The sequence below is a fragment of the Bacillus vallismortis genome, from assembly GCF_040784915.1.
GTDB lineage: Bacteria > Bacillota > Bacilli > Bacillales > Bacillaceae > Bacillus > Bacillus subtilis_G.
In genome coordinates this window covers 408,669-434,220 of record NZ_CP160797.1, presented here as the reverse complement: position 1 = coordinate 434,220, position 25,552 = coordinate 408,669, and the positions used below count along the sequence as shown (strand labels likewise).

Below are 25,552 nucleotides of genomic sequence, written 5' to 3'. Positions count from 1 at the left end.
ACTACTATTAATTTATCAGCAAGCGGGCCCGCTCCACAGGCGGCCTTATCAATAAAACTACCTATACGGAGGAACATACATGAACTTTATCAAACGGGCCTTTTGGAATATGAAGGCGAAAAAGGGAAAAACGTTATTGCAATTATTTGTGTTTACAGTCATATGTGTCTTTGTTCTGTCAGGCCTCACCATTCAGTCGGCAGCACAAAAATCAAGCGAACTGGCCAGACAGGAGCTAGGCGGAAGCGTGACGCTCCAGGTGGACCGCCAAAAGCAAATGGAAAAACAGCAGGACAGCGGAGAAAAGCGCAGCTTCGAATCAACACCGATCAAAGTATCTGATGCGAATAAACTTGCAGCACTTGATCATGTGAAGAGCTACAACTACACCACATCAGCTTCAGCCAACGCAGGAAACTTTGATGCGATTGAAAGCTCTAGTTCAAGTGATTCCAGTTCAAGCAGTTCAAGCACAAATACGAAAAACAGCCAAGGCGGCGGACAAGGCGGACCGCAAATGGTTCAAGCCGATCTTTCGATTGAAGGTGTCATCAGCACAGCGTTAGTCGATGATTTCTCTGACGGAGATTCAAAAATCACAGACGGACGCGCGATTACAAAATCAGACGTCGGCAAAAAAATAACAGTGATTAATGAAACATTAGCGGAAGAAAATGATTTAAGCGTAGGTGATTCGATCACAATTGAATCAGCCACGGATGAAGATACAACGGTGACGCTGAAGATTGTCGGTATCTATAAAACAACGTCTTCAGGCGACGACCAAGCCCAGAATTTCTCTTTTTTAAATCCTTACAACAAGCTGTACACACCTTACACAGCAACAGCGGCGCTGAAAGGTGACGACTATAAAAACACAATCGACTCAGCTGTTTACTATATGGACGATGCGAAAAATATGGATGCTTTCGTAAAAGCAGCGAAGAAAACATCAATTGATTTTGATACGTACACACTGAATACAAACGACCAGCTTTACCAGCAAATGGTCGGTCCGATTGAAAATGTGGCTTCATTCTCTAAAAACGTCGTGTACCTTGTATCAGCGGCGGGCGCGGTCATTCTCGGCCTGATTGTTATGATGTCAACCAGAGAACGAAAATATGAGATGGGCGTATTAATGGCCATCGGTGAAAAACGCTGGAAATTGATCGGACAGTTCTTAGCTGAGATTTTGATCGTGGCCGTTATCGCCATCGGTCTTGCATCAGTGACGGGAAATCTAGTCGCAAACCAGCTCGGAAATCAGCTTTTATCCCAGCAGGTCAGTTCATCAACTGATTCAACGCAAAACGCAAGCGCACAAAACGGACAAATGCCTGGCGGCGGAATGGGCGGCGGAATGTTCGGCCACAGCTCAGCAAACACGAATGTCATTGATTCACTGAACGTCGCGGTTTCTATGAACGACATGCTTGTTCTTGGCGGAATCGGCATCTTAATCGCCATCATCGCAACATTGCTGCCGTCTATTTCAGTACTGCGGCTCCATCCGAAAATGATATTGACAAAACAGGAATAGAAAGAGGCGAAACCTATGAGCTTATTAGAATTTCAACAAGTCGGCTACTGGTATAAAGACAAGAGCCAACCATTGTTTCAGGATATCAACATCAGCTTTCAAAAAGGAAAATTCTACACGATCGTCGGCACATCAGGGACAGGAAAAACCACTTTCCTGTCTCTGGCAGGCGGACTTGACGCACCAAAAGAAGGAACGATTCTTTACGGCGGAAAAGCTGTTTCCAAAATCGGCTTAACAAATTTCAGAAATCAATATGTATCCATTGTCTTTCAGGCGTACAACCTGCTCCCATATATGACAGCTCTTCAAAACGTCACAACCGCAATGGAAATCACAGGTTCTAAAGAAAAGAACAAAGAAGCGTACGCGCTGGAAATGCTCCAGAAGGTCGGCATCAATGAAAAACAAGCCCGGCAAAAAGTGCTGACACTGAGCGGCGGACAGCAGCAGCGGGTTTCAATTACAAGGGCTTTCTGCTGTGACACGGATCTCATCGCAGCCGATGAACCGACAGGGAACCTTGATGAGGATACATCAAAAGAAATAGTGCGGCTCTTTCAAGATCTGGCGCACAAGGAAAATAAATGCGTCATCATGGTGACGCACGATGAGCAAATTGCGAAAGTCTCGGACATCAACATCAGGCTTTCAAGAGGAAGCTTTACTGTGAAGGAAAACGTCGCAGTCGTATAACAAAACGCGCCTCTGCCAGTGCAGACAGGGGCGCAACCTATATCCCCCTTTTATATAGAAGTGAACGTAAAAAGAGCGGCGGCTGCATCCCCCCGCTCTTTTTATTGTTTCTTTTCTTCCGACGGCTTTAATTTCTCTCTTCTCTTCTTTTTCCAAACGGCTAAGATAAACAAGAAAAGCGGAAACAAAAACTGAAAAGGCAAATGAATATAGAGCGGCACCACATTCAGGCCTTCGTTCAAATGCTCCGAAAAGTTGGTCGCAATCGTAATGGAAAGGACTAAGATGCCAAATCCCATCGGATAAGCCAGTTGAGAAGGGTTCTTTTCCTTAAAAAGCGTGGACGCGCCCACCACCACCGCGTATAAATAAAGGCTGACCTTAAAGAAACCGCCGATAATCAGCGCCAGCATAAAAAGGACGTCGAGACGGTCTAAAAATTCTTCAACCTTGATCGTCTGAATTGTGCTTAATAGCGGAAACTGAGATCTCAATGTCAAATCAACATCAAGCACACTGATATTAATCGCCACGGTAAGCGTCACAACCAATCCGCTGATGATCATGGCAAGCATCCCCGTTTTTTTTACACCTTTACGATCACTGAGATAAGGAAAAATCATCACAAATAAAACAACCTCACCGAACGGTACATACATCGTTTGCGTAAAAACCGAGTGAACGATAGGATAAACGCCGTCTGCTAAAACCGGTTTTAAATTTTGCGGTTCTACAGAGCCTGATACAATAAGCAGTACGAGACCGAGCGCACCTAATAAATACATGGCCCCAAAAAGAAGTTCCGCTGACCGGGCCAGCACTTCAATCCCTTTTCTGACTGCATAAATGCTTACGACTATTAATAGCGCATTGACAATAATGATAGGTGTATCATGATATGCAAACGTCAGCAGCATTTCTCCGAAATCACGCAGCACCCGGGCGGCAATATAGGCAAAGTATAAGATATAGAGAAATGAAAAAATCCAGCTGAGCGTGGTGCCGAGCATATCATCCATATATTCTTTCGGGGAAAAGTCCGGGTAGCATTGGTATATGCCCTGATACAAATAAAACAGAAACAAACCGCCCGCACAGCCCAAAAGCACTGCTATCCAAGCATCACGGCCCGCAATCGTCCCCGGGGTAATCAATAAGGAGCTGCCCAGCTCAAAAATGATAATCATGACAAACAGCTGCCTTATGCTGATTTGGGCTTTTTCCATCTGTCACTTCCCCTTTCTCTAAGGCCTATTCATAGTCAAGCTGGTGCCTGAGCGGATTATTACGCAATCCCGTTCTTCTGATATACGTCTCCGCCTTTACATCGACAGGCAGTTCAGGCAAATACTCTTTGTCCCATGTGCGTTTCATTTTTTCCCACTGCTTTGGATACTTTCTGTAGATCGTCTCTCCAAATCCGATAAAATCTATTTTATTCTTTTTAATGGTTTTAACAGTTCTGCTGATTTCATGTTCCAATTCTTTGTTTAGCGCTTTTTCGATGCTTGCCAGCACCTTTGGATCAGACAATTGAAACGGGTATTTGACCGCGTCTATGATGCCTTCGACAGTGACATGAACATGAATTCGCGGGCGGCCGTTACGCATCTCGGGGCTTAGCTTTGTGACTTGATGCGTGATCTGTAAGCTTACCGCATCCTTTGTCTTGCCCCAATCGGTATTAATATACGTGTGCTGAATTTGATTCTTAAGCCAAACCACACCGGAGCTTACCGTATCATCTTCAATCCAATATTTTAAATGGCCGGTTTTATCGAAGACCGCTAAACCGTTCGCCTGAAGAATCGCTTTCGGATCAGTCGCCTGTGTATTTTCCAGGCTGATCCCTTTTTCGCTGTCACCGATCATCAAATACCCGGGTATGACCGGCGCTTGTGTCGAAGCAGCAAGAGTTTTTATGACGTCCTGAATATTTGTTTTAATGACCCGCCCATATTGGGCCTGTGTAAAGTCGAGTGTTTTATTGACTTTATTTGACGGAATTTTGTCAATCGGGGTCAGGGTTTTCACAATGTTTTCCGCTTTCGTTTTATGAGCGATGACCACTGTGGCTGTTGTTCTGAATTCTGTGTCGCGGTCAAGATTATCTAACACAAAATCCAACCCTTCCTCTTTCGCCAGCTTTTCACTGATCACGATCAGATTCGTATGGGCAAAGTAAAGCCGCCTTGATACTTTCATCGAGGCTTTTCTAAGCGCTTCCGTCATGTTGTCACCTTCAATCGAATAAACGGATACAGGCGGCCTGTCTCCCGCGCCGCCTCCCTGAAGCCCGCCGGCTACATTTCCGGGATTGATAATTTGAAAATGCAGTACATAGTTTCCTTCATTTGTTCTATCAATGCCAATTGCCGAAATAATCGCCAGGTCCGTCAGTTCCCGCTTATCCCAGCAGCCGGGCAGCACAATGATGCTTAAAAGCATGATAACGGCTAATACACGATTACGTATCATCCTTATCCCCTTCTTCCAGTTCTTTGTTCACCATTCCCCGTGAAGCGTCAGGCAAAGGCCGCTGATGTTTTGACTGGCGCACTTTATCTTTCTTGCTGATTGATTCCGGCCGTTTTTCATCGGCCCACCACGGCACCCTAAACAGCGTGTCCTTTACACCTTGAGAAGAATAGGGAGCAAGCGGCGACATATAAGGAACGCCAAAGGAACGAAGGCTGCATAAATGGACAATCATGATAATAATCCCTAAAATCAGCCCGTAAAATCCTATAATAGCTGATGCAATAATAAAGATGAACCGAATGAGCCGGGCTGAAATCGCCATCGCAAACGCCGGTGTTGCAAAGCTGGCAATAGCCGTGAGGGCAACGATGATGACCATAGCCGGAGAGACGATGCCAGCCTGTACGGCGGCCTGGCCGATAACAAGCGCACCTACGATAGACACCGCCGAGCCGACGACACGCGGAAGCCTGACTCCCGCTTCTCTGAGAATCTCAAACGCAATCTCCATCGTGAGTGCTTCGACAACAGCCGGAAATGGGACAATTTCCCGCTGGGCGGCAATGACAACCAAAAGCTGTGTGGGAATCATTTCCTGATGAAACGTCGTGGCCGCCACGTAAACAGCCGGCGCCACAAGTGAAATAAAAAAGACTAAAACCCGCAGTATCCTTATGCTTGTCGCAATGTCAAAGCGCGAATAATAATCTTCAACAGACTGAAAGAATTGAACAAATAAGGCCGGGGCAATCAGAACAAACGGCGTTCCGTCCACAAGGATCGCAAATCTTCCTTCCAGCAGATTTCCCGCTACAACATCAGGGCGTTCTGTATGATACATGGTCGGAAACGTTGTAAATGTTTCATCTTCAATCAGCTGCTCGATATATCCCGACTCTAAAATACTGTCAATATCTATTCTTTTCAGGCGTGAGCGAACTTCCTTCAGCACCTTTTCCTCACAAATGCCATGAATGTACATCAGCGCGACATCCGTGTGTGTTACAGATCCGATTTTCATTTTCTCTACCCATACATTCGGATTTTTGATGTATCGTCGGACCATGGAAATATTGGTTTGAAGAGACTCTGTAAACCCTTGGCGCGGGCCGCGAAAGGACACCTGGGTGCTCGGCTCTTGGATGGAGCGCTTTTCTCCGCCCTGTGTGCTGCAGATCAGCGCCTCTTCTGAATCGTCTGCAAAAACCAGCGCATTGCCGAGCATTAATTCAGAAAAAAGCTTGTCCCAATCCTTATCCGCTTTCACCCCGCCCAGCGGAAGCGTTTTTTCTAGAATCTGCTGGATCGCATGAGAATTTTGAATGGACTGGTCTTCAACCAAAGGCTCAATTAAGGATTCATGAAGCGTGTTATTATCGACCAGACCCGCAATATAAATAACGGCGAGGCGGACACGCTCCTGTTCCCCGATTTTGATCTCGCGAATGATGACATCAGCGCTGCTTCCGACTTCCTTCTTCATTTCCGCTATGTTTTTTTCCAAACTTGGGGAAATGAGAACCGGCCTTTCTTTTTCTTTCTGCTGTTCGTGATTCTTTTCTTCTGTATTCTGCTTGTCTTTTGCATCGGTATTGTTCTTTCGCTTTGAAAATAAAGGCATACACAAATACCTTTCTTTGTCGTTTTCTCATATTCTCCCTTTAGGCGTTAAGATTATGCATGTGTCCGGCGAGCGGTATAACTCTCTGATAAAGATAGAAACTAAAAGGCGGAGGGTGATCAATCATGAAGATATTAGGCGTGACCGCGCTTTTATTGTTTTGTCTGTTAGTTATTTCTGTTTTCATGGACACGCTGCAAGGGTTCAGCTTGATAAAAGCCATATACAACAATATGTCCAGCTTCAAAATGACAACGTTTGCTGAGTGGATCGTGTTTTTATTTTTTATGTTGGAATTGAGCAGAGAAATATTCTTGATGTATAAATCGAAAAAAAAGAACCCCTAGAAGGGGCGGTTTTCAGACGATTATATTGCCGTCTGCTGTATCGCTGCTATGTTTGCTGATGGTTCCTTTGAAGATGCGATTGCCGATGATTTTCGAATTGGTTGAGGTGTTTGTTTGAATGGCTGTCGCCGTGCCTGCGGAGAGGTTATTGATGGTGTTTCCAGAAATGATAGAGCCCGTAGAACCGTTGATATACATGACGATCGGATTTCCGGCTGTTCTGTTGACTGAAATGGTATTATCCAAAATCTCATGCACACCGGCGTTGATATAGATGGTGACCAAAAGCGGAGATCTTTCGAAGTGGTTGCCGATAATTGAGGTTTTCGCACTTGTGGAACAGTAAATCGGGTAATTTTTAAACTCTTTACATGTGTTGTTTTTGATGATAGCGCTCGCATTGTTTGTAACAGAAACAGTATATGATTCAGGGACTGCTTCAAACGCGTCAGGATTCAGTGTATTTCCTTCAATCACCGCGTTTCCTTGAGCGATCCAAATCCCCCGGCTGAATTTTCTCAGCACATTATCTTTAATGATCATATCGCCCCCGGAAATATTCACGCCGTCAATGACTTGAATGAGGCAGTTATTCAAAAATGCGGCATCATCTGACAGCACTGCGCGAATGCCGGTACTGCGCCTTGTTTCAGACAGTCCGTTTTGAATCTGGTTGCCGTCTACCTTTACGTCGGATGACTGATAAACCAATATCCCTGTGTTTTCAAAGTTGCTGATTTTGTTGTTCGTAACAAGCACGCTCTTTCCCCTGACATCAATCCCGGATGAAAACCCGGTAATGAGATTGCCGGCGATCACCGCATCACTGCTCTCTTTTCCTTGTGACACACCGAGTCCCGTAATCCCGACTCTAGGCGCAGGAGCCGCGTCTTTCTCCCGTCTGAGAATATTTCCTTTGATCACAGTCTGCGCTCCATACCCATAGCTGATGGTATTGTCTGAGTGGTTTCCTTCTATTGAAATGCCGTACCCGTTAAAATTGGTCACAGAACTTGAAACATTCCCTATAAAATGGTTATTGCGAATGGATACATTGATCGGTTCTTCATAGTCAACATCGCCTTCGCCATATCCTTCTATGTCAATTCCGAATTTCGGCGCTGTTCCATTCCCCGTTCCGGCGCCTTCAATCACGCATTCCTCCACCGTAACCCTGTCACATCCGGTAATAGAAATGTTATTTCTCCTCGACCGCCGAACCTCACAGCGGCGGATGGTAATATGCTCTGACGTTCGATAATCATTATTTGTCTTTAATCCCCTTGGACTGACAATGATCCCGTCGCCGGTAAAATCCGAAATTTTGACATCATCAATGACAACATTCGAACAGCCTTCAATACATATGCCGAAGCCCCATTCATGGGTTGACCTTACCCCCGCGGACGCGTACGTATGCTCATCGCGTTCGCCGATAATTTGTCCTCCGGAAATGGTGATATTTTCTTGCTTGCCTACATAAAATGCGGAATAACCCCACGAACTGTTCGGGATGACTTTGATGATACACTCGGGGTCCATCACAATCTCAAGGTTGGCGGGAACCTTAATCCCCGCATGTCGAAACTTCTGATTAGGATCTGCTCCAAGCGTTCCGTCTATTAAATAGGTTCCCTTTGGAAACCAGACCGTATGATATCCTTTCGAAACAGCCATACTGAGGCACTGATTAATCAGTTCTGTTGAATCCGTTTTACCATCTCCTGAAATACCGAAATCCGCCGCATTTAATATGAATTCAGCCAATTGCGAGCCTCCTTCTCCATGATTACTATCATGATACTCACAAAGGCCCGATCCGCTTGCACATCTCTCTAAAATTTTATCAAAAAAATATAAAGGAATAGTTTTGTAAGAAAATCTTACGAAAAAGGACTTAATAATTAGGATAAAACCACTATTTTCATACATTTATAATTTTTCCATTATGGAACTATTTGAAATGCGTATAAATTATATTGACACAAGTATTATATAAGAATATGATTTTTATAATACACTTTTTTAAGAAAGGGTTTGGCTGACATGGCTTCGATTGATAACGAAAGTATCATCAAAAGCGTCCCGCAAAAAGGGTTCTTTGGTCACCCGCGGGGACTATTTACGCTATTTTTCACCGAATTTTGGGAGCGTTTCTCTTACTATGGAATGAGAGCAATCTTACTTTACTATTTGTATACAGAGACGGTAAACGGAGGGCTTGGCTTTGACAAAGGCACAGCGGTTGCCATTATGTCAATTTACGGATCACTCGTATACATGTCCACTATTATCGGCGGATGGCTCGCTGACCGGGTATTCGGAACCGCAAACACCGTGTTTTACGGCGGCATATTCATTATGTTCGGCCACATTGCACTCGCCTATCCGGGCAGCGCGACAGCATTCTATATCAGCATGGCACTTATCATTATCGGAACAGGCTTATTAAAACCAAACGTTTCAAGTGTGGTTGGAGATCTTTACACGAAAGAAGACCCGCGCCGCGACTCAGGTTTTAGTATTTTCTACATGGGGATTAACCTTGGCGGTTTACTTGCGCCGTTAATTGTCGGAACACTCGGACAGAAGTACAACTATCATCTTGGCTTCGGAGCTGCCGCAGTCGGAATGCTTCTCGGACTTATCGTATATGCTCTGACAAGAAAGAAAAACCTCGGGCTTGCAGGCTCAAATGTGCCGAATCCGCTGTCTAAAAAATCTGCGATTGGTACTGGAATCGGTGTTATCATTGTGGCGATCGCAGTGATTATTTCTGTACAAACAGGCGTGCTGACGGTCAATGGTTTCATCGACCTTGTCAGTATTCTCGGTATTTTGATTCCTATTGTTTATTTCATCATCATGTTTACAAGCAAAAAAGCGGACAAAACAGAAAAATCTCGTCTTGCCGCTTACATTCCTTTGTTTATCGGTGCTGTCATGTTCTGGGCCATTCAGGAACAGGGAGCGACCATTCTTGCGGTATACGCTGATGAACGCACAAGGCTTTCATTGGGCGGATTAGAACTTCAGTCATCTTGGTTCCAATCATTAAACCCATTGTTTGTCGTCATTTTCGCGCCAATTTTCGCGTGGCTATGGATGAAGCTTGGCAAACGCCAGCCGTCCACGCCAGTTAAATTCTCAATCGGAATTATTCTAGCCGGATTGTCATTTATCATTATGGTATTCCCGGCTATGCAAGGAAAAGAAGCACTCGTAAGCCCGCTTTGGCTCGTTCTCAGCTTCCTGCTTGTCGTGCTTGGAGAGCTGTGCCTGTCTCCAGTCGGTTTATCCGTGACAACGAAACTGGCGCCAGCTGCATTCTCTGCACAGACAATGAGTATGTGGTTTCTGACTAACGCAGCAGCCCAAGCGATCAATGCCCAAGTAGCCGGATTATTTGATAAAATTCCTGAAACAACTTACTTCGGCACCATCGGCTTGATTTCTATCGTACTTGGCGGCATTCTTCTGCTGCTTTCGCCGATTATCAAGCGTGCGATGAAAGGGGTCTTATAATAAGAAACAGCCCTCGGATTTTAGCCTGCGGGCTGTTTCTTATTTGTCCATCCTTTTGCTGAAGCTTTCCTAGGGCTTGCGGTTCTTCCAGCATCGGCTGATGGCCGCTACCCTCAAAAATAACCTTCTCCACATGGGAATATAAACCGTCAACAATATCCCACAGCGCAACAGGAGCGACCAGGTATTCATATCTTCTCCCTAATCCAATGTACACTGCATTTGAACATCTGCTAACCGCTGAATAAGACAAACCCGGCAAATGTATGGCCCCATCATTCATCAATGATCGGCATATTCGTGAAATCACCATTCCATAGAGCAGCATGCGGTCGCTCTTGATAAAAGCTTTTCGCCTCAGCGCTTCGTACACATGTGTACGAAGCGTCTCTCAGGATCTTTTTTGATGTCTTGCTGCAAATTCGCGATGTCTATTTCAAAGCGTTTCTTTCTCTCTAGACCGGCTGTTTCTAAGAAAACGATTCACTTTTTCGAGCTGTCTATATTACTGTTTTAATTCCTCAAGCGTCTTTTCCCATCTGTTCAGCACCTCATCAGGGCTGTGAAGCCGGATACGGACACCGGAAGTCAAATCAGCATATTTCGCAACGTCTTCCTTCACAGAAACGACGCGGCAGGCAAAACGTTCTCTGTCATATTCGGCTTCTTTCAAAGGCGGCAAAAGCTCACATTGCAGCTTTACATAATGGGCTGATCCCTTCCACCATGCCGTGAACTGCGCTTTTCCTGTCCGAAGAATGTTGGCGGCAGTCACTGTGTTTTTCCACAAAGCGATTCGGATATCTGTCCGGCTTAGAGCGATGATTTCTCCCACGCTGATCATAGCGGCGTGCGGCCAGCCATCCTCCGATACCGTTTGCAGAACGAAAGCCTCCTGCTGCTTCTCCTTCAGGCGATTCCCGTCAAGCAGCTCAAAGAGACGGTCTGATATACAACTCACGCTGATCAGGCCTTTCGTTCCGGCACAGCCGGAACTTCAATTGCTGATTCAGTTTCCTTCGGATTAATTTTAAACGCCGGATTGTATTTCGCGGGATTTGTCATGCTTTCCGGCTCACAGGATCTCCATGTAAAAAAGCATGTTTGGCACCGATAAACTTCCCAGGCGCCTTCTACAGGCGATTTGCTCATGATTTCTCCCTTTTTTGAATCGCATCGAGGACATGTATGCATGTCGATCATCCTTTCCTTATTTATTCATCAAGTCCATTAGTTTTTGTTCCCATTCTTTCGTTGTTAATGGTGAATCAAGCGGCTGTGAATAGTGGCCTCTTGTTTCTGGCGCAGTAGGTGTAGTGGCGTCCAGAATCATTTTATGAGTGATTCCTGATGGGTTAGATCCCGGGTCAAGCGGCAGGACAGATAATTCCGGGATGATGACCGCATCGTGTTTCGGATGCATTTTGGTCGAAAGCGCCCACATGACCTGCGGAAGGTTGAATGGATCGACATCCTCGTCAACGACAATGACCATTTTGCAGTAGCCAAGTCCGTGCGGTGTTGTGAGTGCGCGCATGCCGACCGCTTTCGCAAATCCGCCATAGCGGGTTTTTGTGGAAACAATCGCGATTAAACCGTGTGTGTACATGGCGTTCACAGCCACAATTTCATTCGGATATGCTTCTTTTAACTGCTGATAAAGCGGCACACAAGTGTTAATGCCAATCATGTAATCGCATTCTGTCCAAGGCATGCCTAAGTATAAATGTTCAAAAATCGGATTGTTTCTGTGATATACGCGTTTAATTTTGATAATCGGCATGCTGCGGCCGCCGGAATAATGGCCTGTGAACTCACCGAACGGGCCTTCATACTCACGTTCTCCGGCAATGATTTCACCTTCAAGCACCACTTCGGCGCCCCCTGGAACATCTAGATCGGACAGCTTTGATTTCACAATGCGATAAGGTTCGCCTTGAATCGCGCCCGCCATTTCGTATTCTGATTGATCATAAAGAAGCGGAGTCGATGCCGCCGTTGTAATGACCGGCTCACAGCCGAGTGCAATGGTGACTGGAAGATTGACCCCGCGTTCTTCAGCTTGGCGCAGATGGACCGCAATATCGTGCTGCGGTACAGGCTGAATGCCGAGGCGGTCTTTTCCTTTGACCTGCATTCTGTAAATGCCGACGTTTTGTTTGCCGAAGTTGTCTGGGTCTTCGAGATCGCGGGAAATGACACACGCTTTGTCTAAATAGTAGCCGCCGTCTCCTTGGTTAATTCTGAAAAGAGGCAGTATATCGAACAAATTGATGTCTTCGGTGATTTCATTTTCATGAAACGGCGCTGTTTCCTCACGTTTGACCGGCATCGGAAACTGTTCATAACGCTTTGCGAATTCAAAAAACTGTTCTTTAACCGGCGTGTCTTTCGGCATGCCGAGCATCATCGCATGGTTCGGCCAGGAACCGATCACATTCATCGCAATTTGCGCGTTATTGTAGCCGTAAATGTTATTGAATAAAAGCGCCGGGCTTTTATCGCCAAGATTGCTGGCTGCTCGTGCCGCGGCCCCTAAATCCGGCTCCGGCTTTACCTCTTCATTCACTGTCAGCAGCTGTCCTTCTTTGTCAAGGGCAGCGAGAAATTCTCTGAAATCTTGATAAGCCATGGTCAAGCTCCTCCTTTTTGTTTTTCAATCCCATTCCAGCGTTTCGCTTCAGGAAGGCGAATGCCAAATTGGTCCAACGTTCTGAAGACAATATGGTCGACCATTTCCTCTAAGCTGCCCGGCTGATTATAAAATGCCGGCATCGGAGGAAGAATGATGGCGCCCATTTTCGTAAGCGCTAGCATATTTTCGAGATGAATCTGGTTTAAAGGCGTCTCTCTCGTTAAGAGGACGAGTTTTTTTCTCTCCTTGAGCATGACATCCGCCGCACGTGTCAGCAGATTATCCGCCATCCCGGTGCGAATGCTTGCGAGTGATTTCATGCTGCATGGCGCAACAATCATTCCATCGGTATCAAACGACCCGCTTGAAATGGCTGCCGCCTGGTCCTTATGCGAATAAGTGTATGTAGCCAGTTGTTCCACTTCTTTTAATGTACAGCCTGTTTCGTGTTTGATCGTGACGTTCGCCCAAGGAGACACAACGAGATGGGTTTCCACTTCGGCGGCCTTCAGCCACTCCAGCAGCCTGACTCCGAAAATGGCCCCTGTTGCCCCTGTCATTCCGACAACGAGTTTCACTTTGCCCCCTCCTTTACGCTTGAATTGTGCTTTCATTTCCATCATACTCCTGATATATCCATATGATAAATATCTGTTAAATCTATATTTAATACCCAAAAGGTATAAGTGAGGAGGCGCTATTTTTTTGGACATTCGACAGCTTCGATATTTCATTACCATCGCCCAAGAAAAGAAAATCACATCCGCCGCCAAAAAGCTTCACATGGCGCAGCCGCCTTTAAGCAGACAGCTGAAGCAGCTGGAGGATGAGCTTGGTGTCGTTCTCTTTGATCGGAATAAGAAAAAACAAATGTCGCTAACATATGAAGGAACTGTTTTCCTGAAAAGAGCCAAGGAGATTCTGCACAGGTTTGAAGATGCAGTCATCGAGGTACAAGAGCTGAAGGAGGAGGTAGCCGGCACGCTGGCCGTGGGTTCAACGATCTATTGCGCAGCTCTGATGCTTGAAAAAGTAACACAGATCAAAGAGAGATACCCTCACCTCACCTTTAATATCTGGGAGAATGAGCCCGCGACGCTGCTAGAGCTGCTGGAAAGCCGTCAAATCGATGCGGCGGTCACGACGACAATGATCAAAAGCGACACGGTTCAATTCAAACAGCTTGATGACATTCCATGTGTGCTCGTGCTTTCCGATGAAGCCGGATATACGTGCGGGGACACCATTAAAATGGAAGATATCCCTTCCTTTCCGCTGATTCTGCTGCGGCCTGTCAACGGAAAAGGCGTCTATAATCAGGTCATGAATGAATTTCATCGTTTGAATCTGGAGCCGCGCATTGTTTGCGAATGCCACGATTCCGCAACTTTGCTCAGTCTCGTCTCATCCGGATTCGGCGCTTCCATTCTGCCCGTTACGATGATTCCCGTTCATATGAGGAATCACGTTCATACCGTTCATATCGAAGACAATCCCTTTATTATGACACCGGCTGTCATGTGGAGAACGGACAGTTATTTGCCAAAACCGGCACATCAATTTTTGGGTTTATTTTAAAAGATTTTGCCTTATGAAAACCAAATACTTGACTCATACTAAAAAAAAGTTATCCTTTAGATTTGTAAGCTAATTTTTTATTTCAATAAAATCAACCAGAAAAGTGGGGAATAAGATGAAAAAAGCATTAATGGCTTTATTCATGGTCGTAAGCATTGCAGTTCTCGCAGCTTGCGGAGCAGGAAATGATAATCAGTCAAAAGATAACGCCAAAGACGGCGATCTTTGGGCTTCAATTAAGAAAAAAGGTGTGCTGACAGTCGGTACGGAAGGAACATATGAACCGTTCACTTTCCACGACAAAGACACGGACAAGCTGACTGGCTATGATGTGGAAGTCATCACAGAAGCCGCAAAACGCCTAGGGCTGAAAGTCGATTTTAAGGAAACACAATGGGACAGTATGTTTGCCGGCCTGAATTCCAAACGGTTTGACGTTATTGCCAACCAAGTCGGAAAAACAGACCGTGAAGACAAATACGATTTCTCTGATAAATACACAACATCAAGAGCTGTTGTCGTGACAAAAAAAGACAACAACGACATTAAGTCTGAAGCAGATGTAAAAGGAAAAACATCAGCTCAATCACTGACAAGCAACTACAACAAATTAGCTACAGATGCCGGCGCGAAAGTTGAAGGCGTTGAAGGCTTGGCACAATCCCTTCAGCTCATCCAGCAAGGCCGCGTCGATATGACATACAACGATAAACTTGCTGTATTGAACTACTTAAAAACATCAGACAACAAAAACGTGAAAATCGCGTTTGAAACAGGTGATCCGCAGTCAACCTATTTCGCGTTCCGCAAAGGAAGCGGCGAGGTTGTGGATCAAGTCAACAAAGCATTAAAAGAAATGAAAGAGGACGGGACTCTTTCTAACATTTCTAAAAAATGGTTCGGCGAAGATGTTTCTAAATAATCTGCCGGCATTGACGCTTGGCACGGCGATCCCGTGGGATCTGGTGCAGCAGTCATTCTGGCCGATACTTTCAGGGGGAATCTACTATACGATTCCCCTTACCATTCTTTCCTTTATATTTGGAATGATCATCGCGCTGGTTACAGCGCTTGCCAGAATGTCGAAAGTGAGACCTTTGAGATGGGTGTTCAGCGTATACGTATCCGCGATACGCGGCACTCCTCTTCTCGTTCAATTGTTCATCATTTTCTATCTGTTCCCGGCTTTTAACATCACATTAGATCCATTTCCAAGCGCAGTGATCGCTTTTTCATTAAACGTCGGCGCCTATGCATCTGAAATTATCCGGGCATCTATTTTATCCGTGCCGAAAGGGCAATGGGAAGCCGGCTACACGATCGGCATGACACATCAGAAAACGCTGTTCCGCGTCATTTTGCCGCAGGCGTTTCGGGTGTCGATCCCGCCATTATCCAATACCTTTATCAGCCTGATCAAAGATACATCCCTCGCCTCTCAGATTCTGGTCGCTGAGCTGTTCAGAAAAGCCCAGGAAATCGGCGCGCGGAATCTTGATCAAATTTTAGTGATCTATATTGAAGCAGCCTTTATTTATTGGATGATCTGCTTCCTGCTTTCACTCGTCCAGCATGTCATCGAACGGCGTCTTGACCGCTACGTGGCCAAATAAGGAGGTTCCGAGTATGCTTACCGTTACAGGATTAAACAAATCATTCGGTGAAAATGAAATTTTAAAAAAGATAGATATGAAGATTGAAAAAGGGAAAGTCATCGCTATACTTGGGCCTTCAGGTTCTGGGAAAACAACGCTGCTCCGCTGCCTGAACGCGCTGGAGATCCCCAATCGCGGGGAACTTGCATTTGAAGATTTCTCTATCGATTTCTCCAAAAAGGTGAAACAGGCGGATATCCTTCGGCTTCGCCGGAAATCCGGAATGGTGTTTCAGGCGTATCACCTGTTCCCGCACCGCACAGCTCTTGAGAACGTGATGGAGGGCCCTGTTCAGGTGCAAAAACGGAACAAAGAGGAAGTCAGAAAAGAAGCGATTCAGCTACTTGATAAAGTCGGATTGAAGGACAAAATGGATTTATATCCGTTCCAGCTTTCCGGAGGACAGCAGCAGCGCGTCGGCATCGCCCGCGCTCTGGCGATTCAGCCTGAGCTCATGCTGTTTGACGAACCGACCTCAGCGCTTGACCCCGAACTTGTCGGAGAGGTGCTGAAGGTGATCAAGGATTTGGCCAATGAAGGGTGGACCATGGCTGTCGTGACCCACGAAATCAAGTTCGCCCAGGATGTGGCCGACGAAGTCGTCTTCATCGACGGCGGCGTCATCGTGGAACAGGGACCGCCGGAGCAAATCTTCTCCGCACCAAAAGAAGAACGGACGCAGCGGTTCTTGAACCGGATTTTGAACCCGTTGTAAAAAGAAAAACAGGGCGTCAGCGCCCTGTTTCAGATTGTTGACAAAATCCTAAAACGATTTTCGTTTTAGGATTTTGTCATTTTCAGCGTGATTGAAAACCTTTGAAGTCTAGGAAGGGCGAGCATTGGAGCACAGCGAATTTTAAATTCGTGAGCACCGAAGCGCAGGCCTGACAACGAATGCAAGGGTTTGCCAACACGCTGAAACAGGGCGCCTGCGGCGGCCCTGTTTTTTTGTTGATCCCCATTCGCCTATTCCGCCCTTTTGTCAGATGTGCTACAATGACACTCGACTGATTTTTACGAAAGAAGGGACCTCACGTGAAGCGAGAACTTGTGCTGCGCTGGACATTTTATTTTGCCGGTTTGATCATTTTGGCTTTTGGTATATCCTTGACGATAAAAGGAAAAGCACTCGGCATAAGTCCATGGGATGCATTTCATTACGGCCTGTTTCAACACTTCGGGCTTACCGTCGGCCAGTGGTCCATCATTATTGGAGCGCTCATCGTCGGATTAACGTCATTGTTTACGAGGGTTTGGCCAAAAATTGGCGCAATCCTGAACATGGTGCTCATTGGTGTTTTTATAGATTTTTTCAATTTTCTCCTGCCTGCCCCCTCCACTTATACGGGCTCCGTCATTGTCTTCTCTCTCGGCGTTTTGCTGATCGGCTACGGCGTCGGTGTTTATGTATCAGCAGGCCTTGGCGCGGGGCCGCGTGATTCACTGATGATGCTGATTACAGAAAAAACCGGCTGGAATGTGCAATGGGTGCGGAACGGCATGGAAATAACAATCTTGTTTGCGGCTTGGGGCATGGGCGGCCCGATCGGAGTAGGTACTATTTTGACCGCTATCCTCACCGGTATCATTTTGCGCTTTTCATTGCCGCAGTCAATTCAGCTTCTGAATTATGCTGTGGCAAGGCGGACAGCCGCTGTTAAAGCATCTCCGCCTCTGCATTAATCTTTAAACGGACCAGTTCAATGGCCCGTTTTTTTGTTTTCACTCATGTTTTGCAGGCTTGTCTCATAGATTGATACTATCTCTGATGAAAGAGAAATACTAGAGACGGAAGGTATCATGATGGAAGCTCTCCAACACTTTGCAAGACGCTCCTTCAGCATATTGCTCTTTTTCTTTTTACTGTACTGTTTTATTCTGCTTGAACCTAATAAGCTGTCTTTTTCTATTCCGGTTTCACTGCTGAATGTGAATACCATTTTCCTGAGTATTTTGCTAGAATCCATTCCATTTATCATGCTCGGCATCTTTTTTTCTTCTTGCATTGAATTCTTTGCCTCAGATGAATGGATGACCAAATGGATCGTCAAAAACCCGTATGGCGCGATAGGGTCCGCTGTCGTCATCAGTATTCTTTCCCCTGTATGTGAGTGTGCTGTCATTCCGGTGGTGCGCCGGCTCATTCAAAAAGGGCTTCCGCTTCACGTCGGCGCTGTTATCTTAGTTGGAGCCCCTATATTAAATCCGATTGTCATCCTCTCCACCTACTATGCCTTCAGCAAGCATTTGGAAATTGTGTACGCGAGGATTGGGCTCGCCGTCGTCATTTGTATCATCATCGGGCTCATGATGTATTGGATATTCGGAAACAAGAACATGCTAAAAACCCATAAAACAGCTGCCTTGCCGGAACACAGTCATCAGCAGCAAGGAAAACGCTTGAAACCTATCGTCACCCATGCTGTTGAAGAGTTTTTCGATATGGGCCGCTATTTGATCATGGGCGCATTTATCGCCAGTCTGTTTCAAACGTTTTTAAACCGCGGATCTCTCGCTGAGCTGGGGACAAGCGATCTGTCTGGTTCCGCTGTCATGATGGGATTGGCATTTGTCCTGTCACTTTGCTCACATGCGGATGCGTTTGTCGCATCTACTTTTTCAGGCACCTATTCTCACGCTTCCCTCCTCTCCTTCATGCTGTACGGCCCGATGTTAGATTTAAAAAATACGTTTGTGTATGCTTCATTTTTCAAAAAACGCTTTGTGCTTGTATTTTTTGTTGTCATTTCAGCTTCAGTTCTTGCAATAGCCTGGCTTTATGGTTTGATTACCTCATAAAGGATGAGTAAGATGAGACAAAATAAACCGTATTCTTTTGATGCTGTTGTGCGTGGGCTTCTATTAATCGGCTTTGCTTTAATGGCATTTAAACTTTATCTGACAGGACATATTTTGCATTTCATTTCTCCGCGTATGCTTTGGTTTACGAAGTTCTTTATTGTAGCTGCTTTTGCGCTTGGCATACTGTCATTGATCTGGAGAAAACAAGATAGTCCGCACGTGTGCTGCGCATGTGCAAGCAGTCAAACACATTCTCCGTCTCACCCATGGCTGTACAGCTTTTTTCTGATCCCTATCATGACCGGTTTCCTTTTTCCTAACCATGTGCTGACAAAGGAAGTCGCACAGAACAGAATCTTCTCAGCAAACAGTGCCAAGAGTCCGGAAGAGATGAAATCTGATGCTCAAACGCAATCCACTGATGAAGCAGGGACGGCTGCGGTACTGCCAAGCGGGTATGAAAAAGAACTGGCGCGGGAGCTGGAGGGGAAGAATGTCATTCCGATTTCAGATAAGTATTATGTTCCAATCGTCAATCTATTGCTGGAGAATGCAGAAGCGTATGCAGGAAAAGAGATCAGCATGAAAGGATTTGTCTATTATGATGAACAGCTGAATCACTATATCGTTGGACGTTACGGGATATCCTGCTGCATTGCGGATGCCGCGGTTTACGGACTGCCGGCTTCTTTCTCAGAAAATAAAGAGATAAAGGAAGGCGACTGGGTTCAGATCACTGGAAGGCTTGATCTATTCCATAAAAACGGCGAACAGCTTCCCATCGTTTCTGTCACACAAGCGGAAACGATCGATACGCCCAAAAACCCCTATGTATATGAGATCATCGAGGATCTTACTCCGAAGTAAAACAAAATATGATAGGATAGTTTTGACAATCTTTTGCAGACGGAGGATCTAGAATGAAGATTTACGGAATTTATATGGACCGCCCGCTTTCACAGGAAGAGACTGAACGGTTCATGTCATTCGTATCACCTGAAAAACGGGAGAAATGCCGGAGATTTTATCATAAAGAAGATGCTCACCGCACCCTGCTGGGAGATGTGCTCGTTCGCTCAGTCATCAGCGGACAGTATCAGCTGGACAAATCCGGTATCCGCTTCAGCGCGCAGGAATATGGGAAGCCCTGCATCCCTGATCTTCCTGACGCCCATTTCAACATTTCGCACTCCGGCCGCTGGATCATTTGCGCGTTTGATTCACAGCCGATCGGCATCGATATTGAAAAAACGAAACCGATCAGCCTCGACATCGCCAAACGTTTCTTTTCAAAAACGGAGTACAGCGATCTTTCAGCCAAAAATAAAGACGAGCAGACAGACTATTTTTATCATCTATGGTCAATGAAAGAAAGCTTTATTAAACAGGAAGGCAAAGGCTTATCGCTTCCGCTTGATTCCTTTTCGGTGCGCCTGCATCAGGATGGACGGGTATCCATTGAGCTTCCGGACAGCCATTCACCATGCTATATCAAAACCTATGAGGTGGATCCCGGCTACAAAATGGCCGTATGCGCCGCGCACTGTGATTTCCCTAAGGATATCACAATGGTCTCGTACGAAGCGCTTTTATAGATGGCTCATCAGCAGCTTGACGCCGCGTTCAATTTCTTCCGTTTTGACATTGGAAATATTGATTTTTAATAGATTTTCTTTTGGATAATCTGTTAAATAATGACGATCTATCGCCTCAAGGAGAACCCCTTGTTGTTTCAGCCTTTGCATCACTCTTGAGGCCGGCAGATCGGGAGGAAGCACCAGATGGGTATGCATGCAGGGCGCCTGCCCGCTGGAAAACGCAAAACGTCCGCTTCCCAGCTGTCTGTGCGTTTGAATGGCTTGATGAAGCCTCATTGATCGTTCCTTATAGGATTCTCGGATTTTGTCTTTATGCCGGCTGAACATTCCGCTTTTGATATAAATTTCTAACGCTGCTTGAGAAATCACAGAGCTGTCGATGTCGTTCAGCTTTTTATACGTGTGAAACGTGTCAGTCAGCGCATCCGGCAAAACAGCGGCCCCTACGCGAAGGCCTGGAAACATCATTTTTGAGAAACTTTTTAGATAGATGACACGCGAGGACAGATCATATGCGTACAGCGGATCTGCCTTTTTGTTTTCCTCCAGATCACCGAGATAATCATCCTCAACGAGATAGACATCATACGTTTCCGCCAGTCTTACAAGCTCTTGTTTATCACGCTCTGACAAAGAGCAGCCAAGCGGGTTATGGAAGCGCGGCATCGTATAAAACAATTTGATCGATTTTGTCTGAAACAGCCGCTCAATCTCGGTGATATCAAGCCCCTCTTCCGTTCTTTTCACTCCGATGGCGGGTATCCCAAGCGCCTCAAGCTGTTCAACCATCAAATGATAGCCAGGCTGTTCAATGGCGATCTTCTCTTTCCCATTTGGAAATGGCATGGTGCAAAGCAGGGATAATGCCTGCTGGACACCTGATGTAATGAAAATGTGCCGTTCGTCCGCAAATACCTGCTGATTGGCCAACAGTTTTTGGAGTACACGAATAAGCGACGGAAGCCCCTTTGGCGTCCCATAAATAAACAAATCGTTTTTGTATGTATCAATCGCTTTGTTGATACAGTGCTGAAAATCAAGATACGGAAACACATCGGGGTCCGGCGCCGATGTCACAAAGTCGATGGGGCCCGGCTGCCCGCTTTTTAAATTACCCATCTTTTTCACAATGTAATAGCCGCTTTTTGGAACGGAATAGATGAGGTGGCGCTTTTCCAGCTCCTGCAGCGCGCGGATCACTGTGCTGTTGCTGACTTGATAGCGGGCGGACAGCTGTCGGATGGACGGAAGCCTGTCTCCTTCTTGATATGCGCTGCTTTGCATCATCTCCTCTATCCTCGTCAATAGAGTCATATATTTCTCCATGCGTTCTCCCCCTGTTTTTGTACCGGTACAGTTCATTGTTTTTCTCATTGTACCCTTCTGCTCACAGCCATACAATAAAAGGAGCGACCGGCGCTGCAAATCAGGTAAAGGAGCACCTTCCATTATGTTTAAAAATCAGCAAACCTCCGCTTATATGGCGGCTATCTTATATTCGTTCATTATCGGTTTATCCTTTTTATTCGTAAAAATCGCACTGCAAACAGCCGAACCGTTTGATATTCTCGCGCACCGGTTCACCATTGCGTTTGCCGCGGCCACTGTACCCGTCTTATTCGGCTGGGTAAAGCTATCAATCCGTGTAAAAGACGTCATTGCCATTTTGCCGCTCGCCCTGCTGTACCCGGCGTTGTTTTTCAGCTTTCAGGCATTCGGCCTTGTGCACTCGTCCTCCTCTGAAGCGGGAATTATTCAGGCAGCCATTCCGATTTTCACAATGGTCTTAGCCAGTTATATATTAAAAGAACGCTCCACGTGGATGCAGAAGGGTTTCACGGTTTTATCCGTTGCCGGCGTTATGTTTATTTTTGTGATGAAAGGCGTCGATGTGGAATCAGCGAGCTTAAAAGGATCTTTGCTGATCCTTTTGTCAGCTTTGTCCTCCGCGATGTATAATACCGCCGCCAGAAAAATGACGCAGCGGTTCAAGCTGACCGAGCTCACCTACATCATGTCAGCCATCGGCTTTGTCGTCTTCAACGCCATCGCCCTTGTTCGCCACGGCGCGGCTGGAACTGTCAGCACTTATTTTCAGCCATTCCAGGAGCCCGGCTTTGTTCTCGCCATTGTGTATTTGGGCGTGCTGTCTTCACTCGTCACTTCGTTTCTGTCCAACTATACACTTTCGAGGATTGAGGCGTTTAAAATGAGCGCTTTTAGTCATGTGTCCACCATCGTGACGATGATTGCGGGCGTGGTGATTCTAAACGAAACTCTTGCCTGGTATCATCTTGTTGGAGCCGTTTGTATTATGATTGGCGTGGTGGGGAGCAATACGAATCTGCAGAAAAAGACAAATCACCATAGGGCCCCTGCAAAAAAATGAGAAATTATGCTAGACTGAAAGGAAAAACATGGTTTGAGGTGTAAGTGTACTGTATGATTCAATACGCTAGTGAAAGTATTAATCTTCCAGGAGAAATTACTTTTAAAGACGTAAGAGAAATCTTTTTTTATCAACTCGGAAAAATCTCATTCTTTTACTTTCTGTTGTTTTGCGCCATTTTTGCTGCAGTTCATTTCATTAACGGATGGCCCCGTATTGTTTATGGCAGCGACGCGCTTAACTTGTTTATGAATAGTATTTTGATTATCGTGATGTCAGTTCTGTTTACACTACTGCTCCTCCTTCTTCTATATGTAAAGTTTTCTAGAGCATACAAGAAGAACGAACGGATTAAATCCAATAGAACATATACCCTCAATCAAGAAGGAATCCGTATATGTTCTAAAAAGTATGACCTCATTTTTCATTGGAATGAAATCACGGCTGTTTTCGAATATAAGAATATCTTCCGGATCAATACATCCAGCAGCCAATATATTGCGATACCAAAACATTTTTTTCATTCCAAAGAGGAGCTGAACAGATTCCGAGGAATTATCCTTAATCATACCGAAACAAAAAAAGTAAAATTCAAAAAGGATCAGCGCTGATAGTGCTGATCCCTTTATATTGATTGATGCGTTTCTTTTGCCTTCTGTTTATCTAAAAACGGCATCAGCTCTATTCCAGCCGATACACCTACAAACACGATGCACACAACAACAATCAGCAGATAATCATGGGCCATGTCAAAAAACAACCCGCCCGCATACACGCTGAGAGCCCCGGCGATCTGATGAATAAAGAAATTGATGCCTAACAGCGAGCCGATCAATCCTGCTTGATAGCTTTCTGAAATAGACGCCGCGGTCAGCGGGATTACACCTGTGTAACTGAGCCCGAATAACAGGATAAAACTGAAGTACCAAAGTTCGCTGTGATGGATTCCGAGAATGGGAATGAGCAAACAAATCAGACTGAGCAGCCGAATGAAAAATAAGATGGATAACATCATGCTTCTGCTGCCGAGGAGATCTGACAGCCAGCCCGCCAGTAATCCGCCAATGATAATAAACGCCCCGAACGCGGCCATCATTCCGTTGACATGAGAGACATGCGCATCCTTCAGCATCGGAACGAGATGAGCATCAATGATTCCCATTGTAAATCCGCATGTAAACACGCCGAAGTACAGGACATGAATGAAACGGGACTGCTTTACCACGTCCCAAAATCCCCGCCAGTCATAAGATTTTTTCACTGACGGCGCTTGCACATGTGGCGGGTGCTTCATCCCGAAGGCAAGGAGCGGCAGCAGAACAGCAGCCATGACGATGCCCAATATCGTATAGGTGTTTTGCCAGCCGGCATGATACGGAGCCGCGGCCCAAATGGGCGAGAGCAGCAGCAGGCCCGCTGAGTTGGCATTGGTCAAAATAGCGAGCGCCAGGCCTTTGTGTGTGTCAAACCAGCGACTGATGAAATACTGGGTCGTCACGCCAACCGCACACGAATAGCCGATTCCGCCGAGCACTCCGTAAATGGCAGAAAACACATGAACATTCGGTGAATACGGAAGCACCAAAAAACTTACGCTGACGCAAACAGCTCCGAGCGCCATAATTTTTCTGACGCTGAACCGGTCAATAAAAAAACCGACAAAAAACTGAACGATGCCCGTTGTAATCATAAAAATGCTGACTGAAACCGAGATCAGCGACCTGTCGGCATGGAAGGTATCCGCCATTGGCAGCATAAAAAATTGAAAGGAATTTCTGAATGAGTTCATTCCGATGGCGAAAACAAACGTAAACAGCAATACAAACCATTTCATCTTGGGAGACGCGTGCATGCTTCGGCCTTCCTTTGTTTGAGTATTGCGCCTATTATATCATGTAAAAATTGACATTCCATGCAAAAAAAGCGGAACAGCCAGCGCTGTCCGCTTTTGATCATGATTGAATGATCGGATGCTGATTCAAGATCGCAAAAATCCGTTCTGCCACTTCTTCCGTATGTGACAGCAGAAACATGTGCCCGCCGCCAAATTCATGGAATGTGATGTCTTTCGCCCACTTCTTCCAGCCTTCCGCATCCCTAATGCATTTTTCATCATCAAGCCCGTTAAAGACATGAACAGGTGATTGGATTGGGGCGACATCGTGAAGCTCAAATTGCTCAAGAGCCCGGTAATCTGATCTGAAGGAAGGCAGAAAAAAGGACATGACTTCCTTGTTTTCAACGAGCTCCGCGGGCATCCCGCCTAATTTGATAATATGATCGAGAAATTGATCATCAGGCAGATGCGACACTTTCTTCCGCTGAATATGCGGCGGCTGTATCGCAGAAATGATCACCGCCTGAGGAAAGATGCCTTCACGCTCCAGCTTTTGCGCCAGCCTGAAGGTGATCATTCCGCCCATACTGTGTCCGAACAGCACAAACGGCCGATCAGGACGAAGGTTTAATTCTTGCTTGTACAAATCGGTCAGCTTTTCAAGATCCTCAACGGCTGACGTTTGATTCGTGCCGTGTCCCGGCGGCTCGGCAGCGAGCATCTCACACTCCCCTTGCAAAAAAGCATGGAGAGGGCGAAATGATGCCGAGTAGCCGCCGGCAAACGGAAAACAGATGAGCTGCGTTTTTTCCGACGCATCAAATGATTTGAAGAGCTGGCTCATT

General features: G+C 45.9%; 25 protein-coding genes and 1 pseudogene. 14 read left to right on the top strand and 12 right to left on the bottom strand.

Features of this window, described 5'->3' with window-relative positions; all coding sequences use genetic code 11:
* The first annotated feature begins 79 nt into the window (after positions 1–79).
* Both ABZM97_RS02195 and ABZM97_RS02190 read left to right on the top strand, forming a co-directional pair.
* On the top strand, positions 80–1,543 hold the full coding sequence (locus ABZM97_RS02195; RefSeq protein WP_202328876.1) for an ABC transporter permease: 1,464 nt from the start codon (positions 80–82) through the stop codon (positions 1,541–1,543).
* Between the two features lie 15 nt (positions 1,544–1,558).
* Entirely contained in the window at positions 1,559–2,239 is a 681-nt protein-coding gene (locus tag ABZM97_RS02190) for an ABC transporter ATP-binding protein (protein WP_289346457.1), read from the top strand.
* Between the two features lie 101 nt (positions 2,240–2,340).
* Here ABZM97_RS02190 and ABZM97_RS02185 read toward each other — a convergent pair whose 3' ends face one another.
* From ABZM97_RS02185 to gerKA, 3 genes are read right to left on the bottom strand one after another with little or no spacing between them, the layout of a single operon-like run.
* Positions 2,341–3,465, bottom strand: coding sequence for a spore germination protein (locus ABZM97_RS02185; protein WP_367387161.1), 1,125 nt, complete (start codon positions 3,463–3,465; stop codon positions 2,341–2,343).
* Positions 3,466–3,490: 25 nt separating this feature from the next.
* Positions 3,491–4,717 (bottom strand): Ger(x)C family spore germination protein, encoded by a 1,227-nt coding sequence (locus ABZM97_RS02180; protein WP_202328874.1) that lies wholly within the window; start codon positions 4,715–4,717, stop codon positions 3,491–3,493.
* Positions 4,707–6,341, bottom strand: a complete 1,635-nt coding sequence (gene gerKA, locus ABZM97_RS02175) for a spore germination protein GerKA (protein WP_333516781.1) — start codon at positions 6,339–6,341, stop codon at positions 4,707–4,709. The genes ABZM97_RS02180 and gerKA overlap by 11 nt, the downstream gene beginning before the upstream one ends.
* A 125-nt stretch (positions 6,342–6,466) precedes the next feature.
* Here gerKA and ABZM97_RS02170 point away from each other — a divergent pair, with 125 nt between their 5' ends.
* A complete protein-coding gene (locus ABZM97_RS02170; protein WP_087993047.1) occupies positions 6,467–6,688 on the top strand; it encodes a hypothetical protein in 222 nt (73 codons plus the stop codon).
* 12 nt (positions 6,689–6,700) lie between these two features.
* Here ABZM97_RS02170 and ABZM97_RS02165 read toward each other — a convergent pair whose 3' ends face one another.
* Positions 6,701–8,455: a right-handed parallel beta-helix repeat-containing protein gene (locus ABZM97_RS02165; protein WP_202328873.1), complete on the bottom strand. Its 1,755-nt coding sequence runs from the start codon at positions 8,453–8,455 to the stop codon at positions 6,701–6,703.
* Between the two features lie 279 nt (positions 8,456–8,734).
* Between ABZM97_RS02165 and ABZM97_RS02160 the strand changes: the two genes are divergently transcribed.
* Positions 8,735–10,213, top strand: a complete 1,479-nt coding sequence (locus tag ABZM97_RS02160; protein ID WP_087993049.1) for a peptide MFS transporter — start codon at positions 8,735–8,737, stop codon at positions 10,211–10,213.
* A gap of 39 nt (positions 10,214–10,252) precedes the next feature.
* Here ABZM97_RS02160 and ABZM97_RS02155 read toward each other — a convergent pair.
* The 5 genes and pseudogenes from ABZM97_RS02155 to ABZM97_RS02135 all read right to left on the bottom strand — a co-directional run.
* Positions 10,253–10,690: pseudogene (locus ABZM97_RS02155) on the bottom strand (alpha/beta hydrolase); the annotation flags it as partial.
* Between the two features lie 28 nt (positions 10,691–10,718).
* Positions 10,719–11,183 carry a pyridoxamine 5'-phosphate oxidase family protein gene (locus ABZM97_RS02150; protein ID WP_087993050.1) on the bottom strand — a complete coding sequence of 155 codons (465 nt, stop codon included), beginning with the start codon at positions 11,181–11,183 and terminating at the stop codon, positions 10,719–10,721.
* On the bottom strand, positions 11,180–11,407 hold the full coding sequence (locus tag ABZM97_RS02145; RefSeq protein ID WP_202328865.1) for a non-oxidative hydroxyarylic acid decarboxylases subunit D: 228 nt from the start codon (positions 11,405–11,407) through the stop codon (positions 11,180–11,182). The genes ABZM97_RS02150 and ABZM97_RS02145 overlap by 4 nt, the downstream gene beginning before the upstream one ends.
* A 16-nt stretch (positions 11,408–11,423) precedes the next feature.
* Complete coding sequence (gene bsdC, locus ABZM97_RS02140) at positions 11,424–12,845, bottom strand: phenolic acid decarboxylase BsdC (protein ID WP_202328863.1); 1,422 nt, start codon at positions 12,843–12,845, stop codon at positions 11,424–11,426.
* A gap of 2 nt (positions 12,846–12,847) precedes the next feature.
* Positions 12,848–13,462 (bottom strand): non-oxidative hydroxyarylic acid decarboxylases subunit B, encoded by a 615-nt coding sequence (locus tag ABZM97_RS02135; RefSeq protein WP_202328860.1) that lies wholly within the window; start codon positions 13,460–13,462, stop codon positions 12,848–12,850.
* 91 nt (positions 13,463–13,553) lie between these two features.
* Between ABZM97_RS02135 and bsdA the strand changes: the two genes are divergently transcribed.
* From bsdA to ABZM97_RS02095, 8 genes are all read left to right on the top strand, one after another.
* Positions 13,554–14,426 (top strand): transcriptional regulator BsdA, encoded by an 873-nt coding sequence (gene bsdA / locus ABZM97_RS02130; RefSeq protein ID WP_087993054.1) that lies wholly within the window; start codon positions 13,554–13,556, stop codon positions 14,424–14,426.
* Between the two features lie 115 nt (positions 14,427–14,541).
* Positions 14,542–15,348, top strand: coding sequence for a cystine ABC transporter substrate-binding lipoprotein TcyA (gene tcyA, locus ABZM97_RS02125; RefSeq protein ID WP_087993055.1), 807 nt, complete (start codon positions 14,542–14,544; stop codon positions 15,346–15,348).
* The gene (tcyB, locus tag ABZM97_RS02120) at positions 15,335–16,039 is read left to right on the top strand and encodes a cystine ABC transporter permease TcyB (RefSeq protein ID WP_087993056.1); all 705 of its coding nucleotides are present in this window, start codon (positions 15,335–15,337) and stop codon (positions 16,037–16,039) included. Before tcyA ends, tcyB begins: the two co-directional genes overlap by 14 nt.
* A gap of 13 nt (positions 16,040–16,052) precedes the next feature.
* The gene (tcyC, locus tag ABZM97_RS02115; RefSeq protein ID WP_087993057.1) at positions 16,053–16,796 is read left to right on the top strand and encodes a cystine ABC transporter ATP-binding protein TcyC; all 744 of its coding nucleotides are present in this window, start codon (positions 16,053–16,055) and stop codon (positions 16,794–16,796) included.
* Positions 16,797–17,116: 320 nt separating this feature from the next.
* Entirely contained in the window at positions 17,117–17,764 is a 648-nt protein-coding gene (locus ABZM97_RS02110; protein ID WP_202328858.1) for a YitT family protein, read from the top strand.
* A gap of 117 nt (positions 17,765–17,881) precedes the next feature.
* Complete coding sequence (locus ABZM97_RS02105; protein ID WP_253268816.1) at positions 17,882–18,880, top strand: permease; 999 nt, start codon at positions 17,882–17,884, stop codon at positions 18,878–18,880.
* Positions 18,881–18,892: 12 nt separating this feature from the next.
* Entirely contained in the window at positions 18,893–19,750 is an 858-nt protein-coding gene (locus ABZM97_RS02100) for a TIGR03943 family protein (protein ID WP_087993060.1), read from the top strand.
* Positions 19,751–19,803: 53 nt separating this feature from the next.
* Positions 19,804–20,478 (top strand): 4'-phosphopantetheinyl transferase, encoded by a 675-nt coding sequence (locus ABZM97_RS02095; RefSeq protein ID WP_087993061.1) that lies wholly within the window; start codon positions 19,804–19,806, stop codon positions 20,476–20,478.
* On the opposite strand, the gene ABZM97_RS02090 is transcribed toward ABZM97_RS02095, so the two are convergent.
* Positions 20,473–21,807 (bottom strand): PLP-dependent aminotransferase family protein, encoded by a 1,335-nt coding sequence (locus ABZM97_RS02090; protein ID WP_367387160.1) that lies wholly within the window; start codon positions 21,805–21,807, stop codon positions 20,473–20,475. The two genes, ABZM97_RS02095 and ABZM97_RS02090, sit on opposite strands and share 6 nt — an antisense overlap.
* A 124-nt stretch (positions 21,808–21,931) precedes the next feature.
* On the opposite strand from ABZM97_RS02090, the gene ABZM97_RS02085 reads away from it, so the two are divergent.
* Both ABZM97_RS02085 and ABZM97_RS02080 read left to right on the top strand, forming a co-directional pair.
* Entirely contained in the window at positions 21,932–22,870 is a 939-nt protein-coding gene (locus ABZM97_RS02085) for a DMT family transporter (RefSeq protein ID WP_367387159.1), read from the top strand.
* 53 nt (positions 22,871–22,923) lie between these two features.
* Positions 22,924–23,481, top strand: coding sequence for a YcxB family protein (locus tag ABZM97_RS02080; RefSeq protein ID WP_367387158.1), 558 nt, complete (start codon positions 22,924–22,926; stop codon positions 23,479–23,481).
* 14 nt (positions 23,482–23,495) lie between these two features.
* Here the strand turns inward: ABZM97_RS02080 and ABZM97_RS02075 are convergent, their stop codons facing one another.
* Positions 23,496–24,722, bottom strand: a complete 1,227-nt coding sequence (locus tag ABZM97_RS02075; RefSeq protein ID WP_367387157.1) for an MFS transporter — start codon at positions 24,720–24,722, stop codon at positions 23,496–23,498.
* Positions 24,723–24,822: 100 nt separating this feature from the next.
* Positions 24,823–25,551, bottom strand: coding sequence for a surfactin biosynthesis thioesterase SrfAD (gene srfAD, locus ABZM97_RS02070; RefSeq protein ID WP_087993067.1), 729 nt, complete (start codon positions 25,549–25,551; stop codon positions 24,823–24,825).
* Position 25,552: the final 1 nt, after the last annotated feature.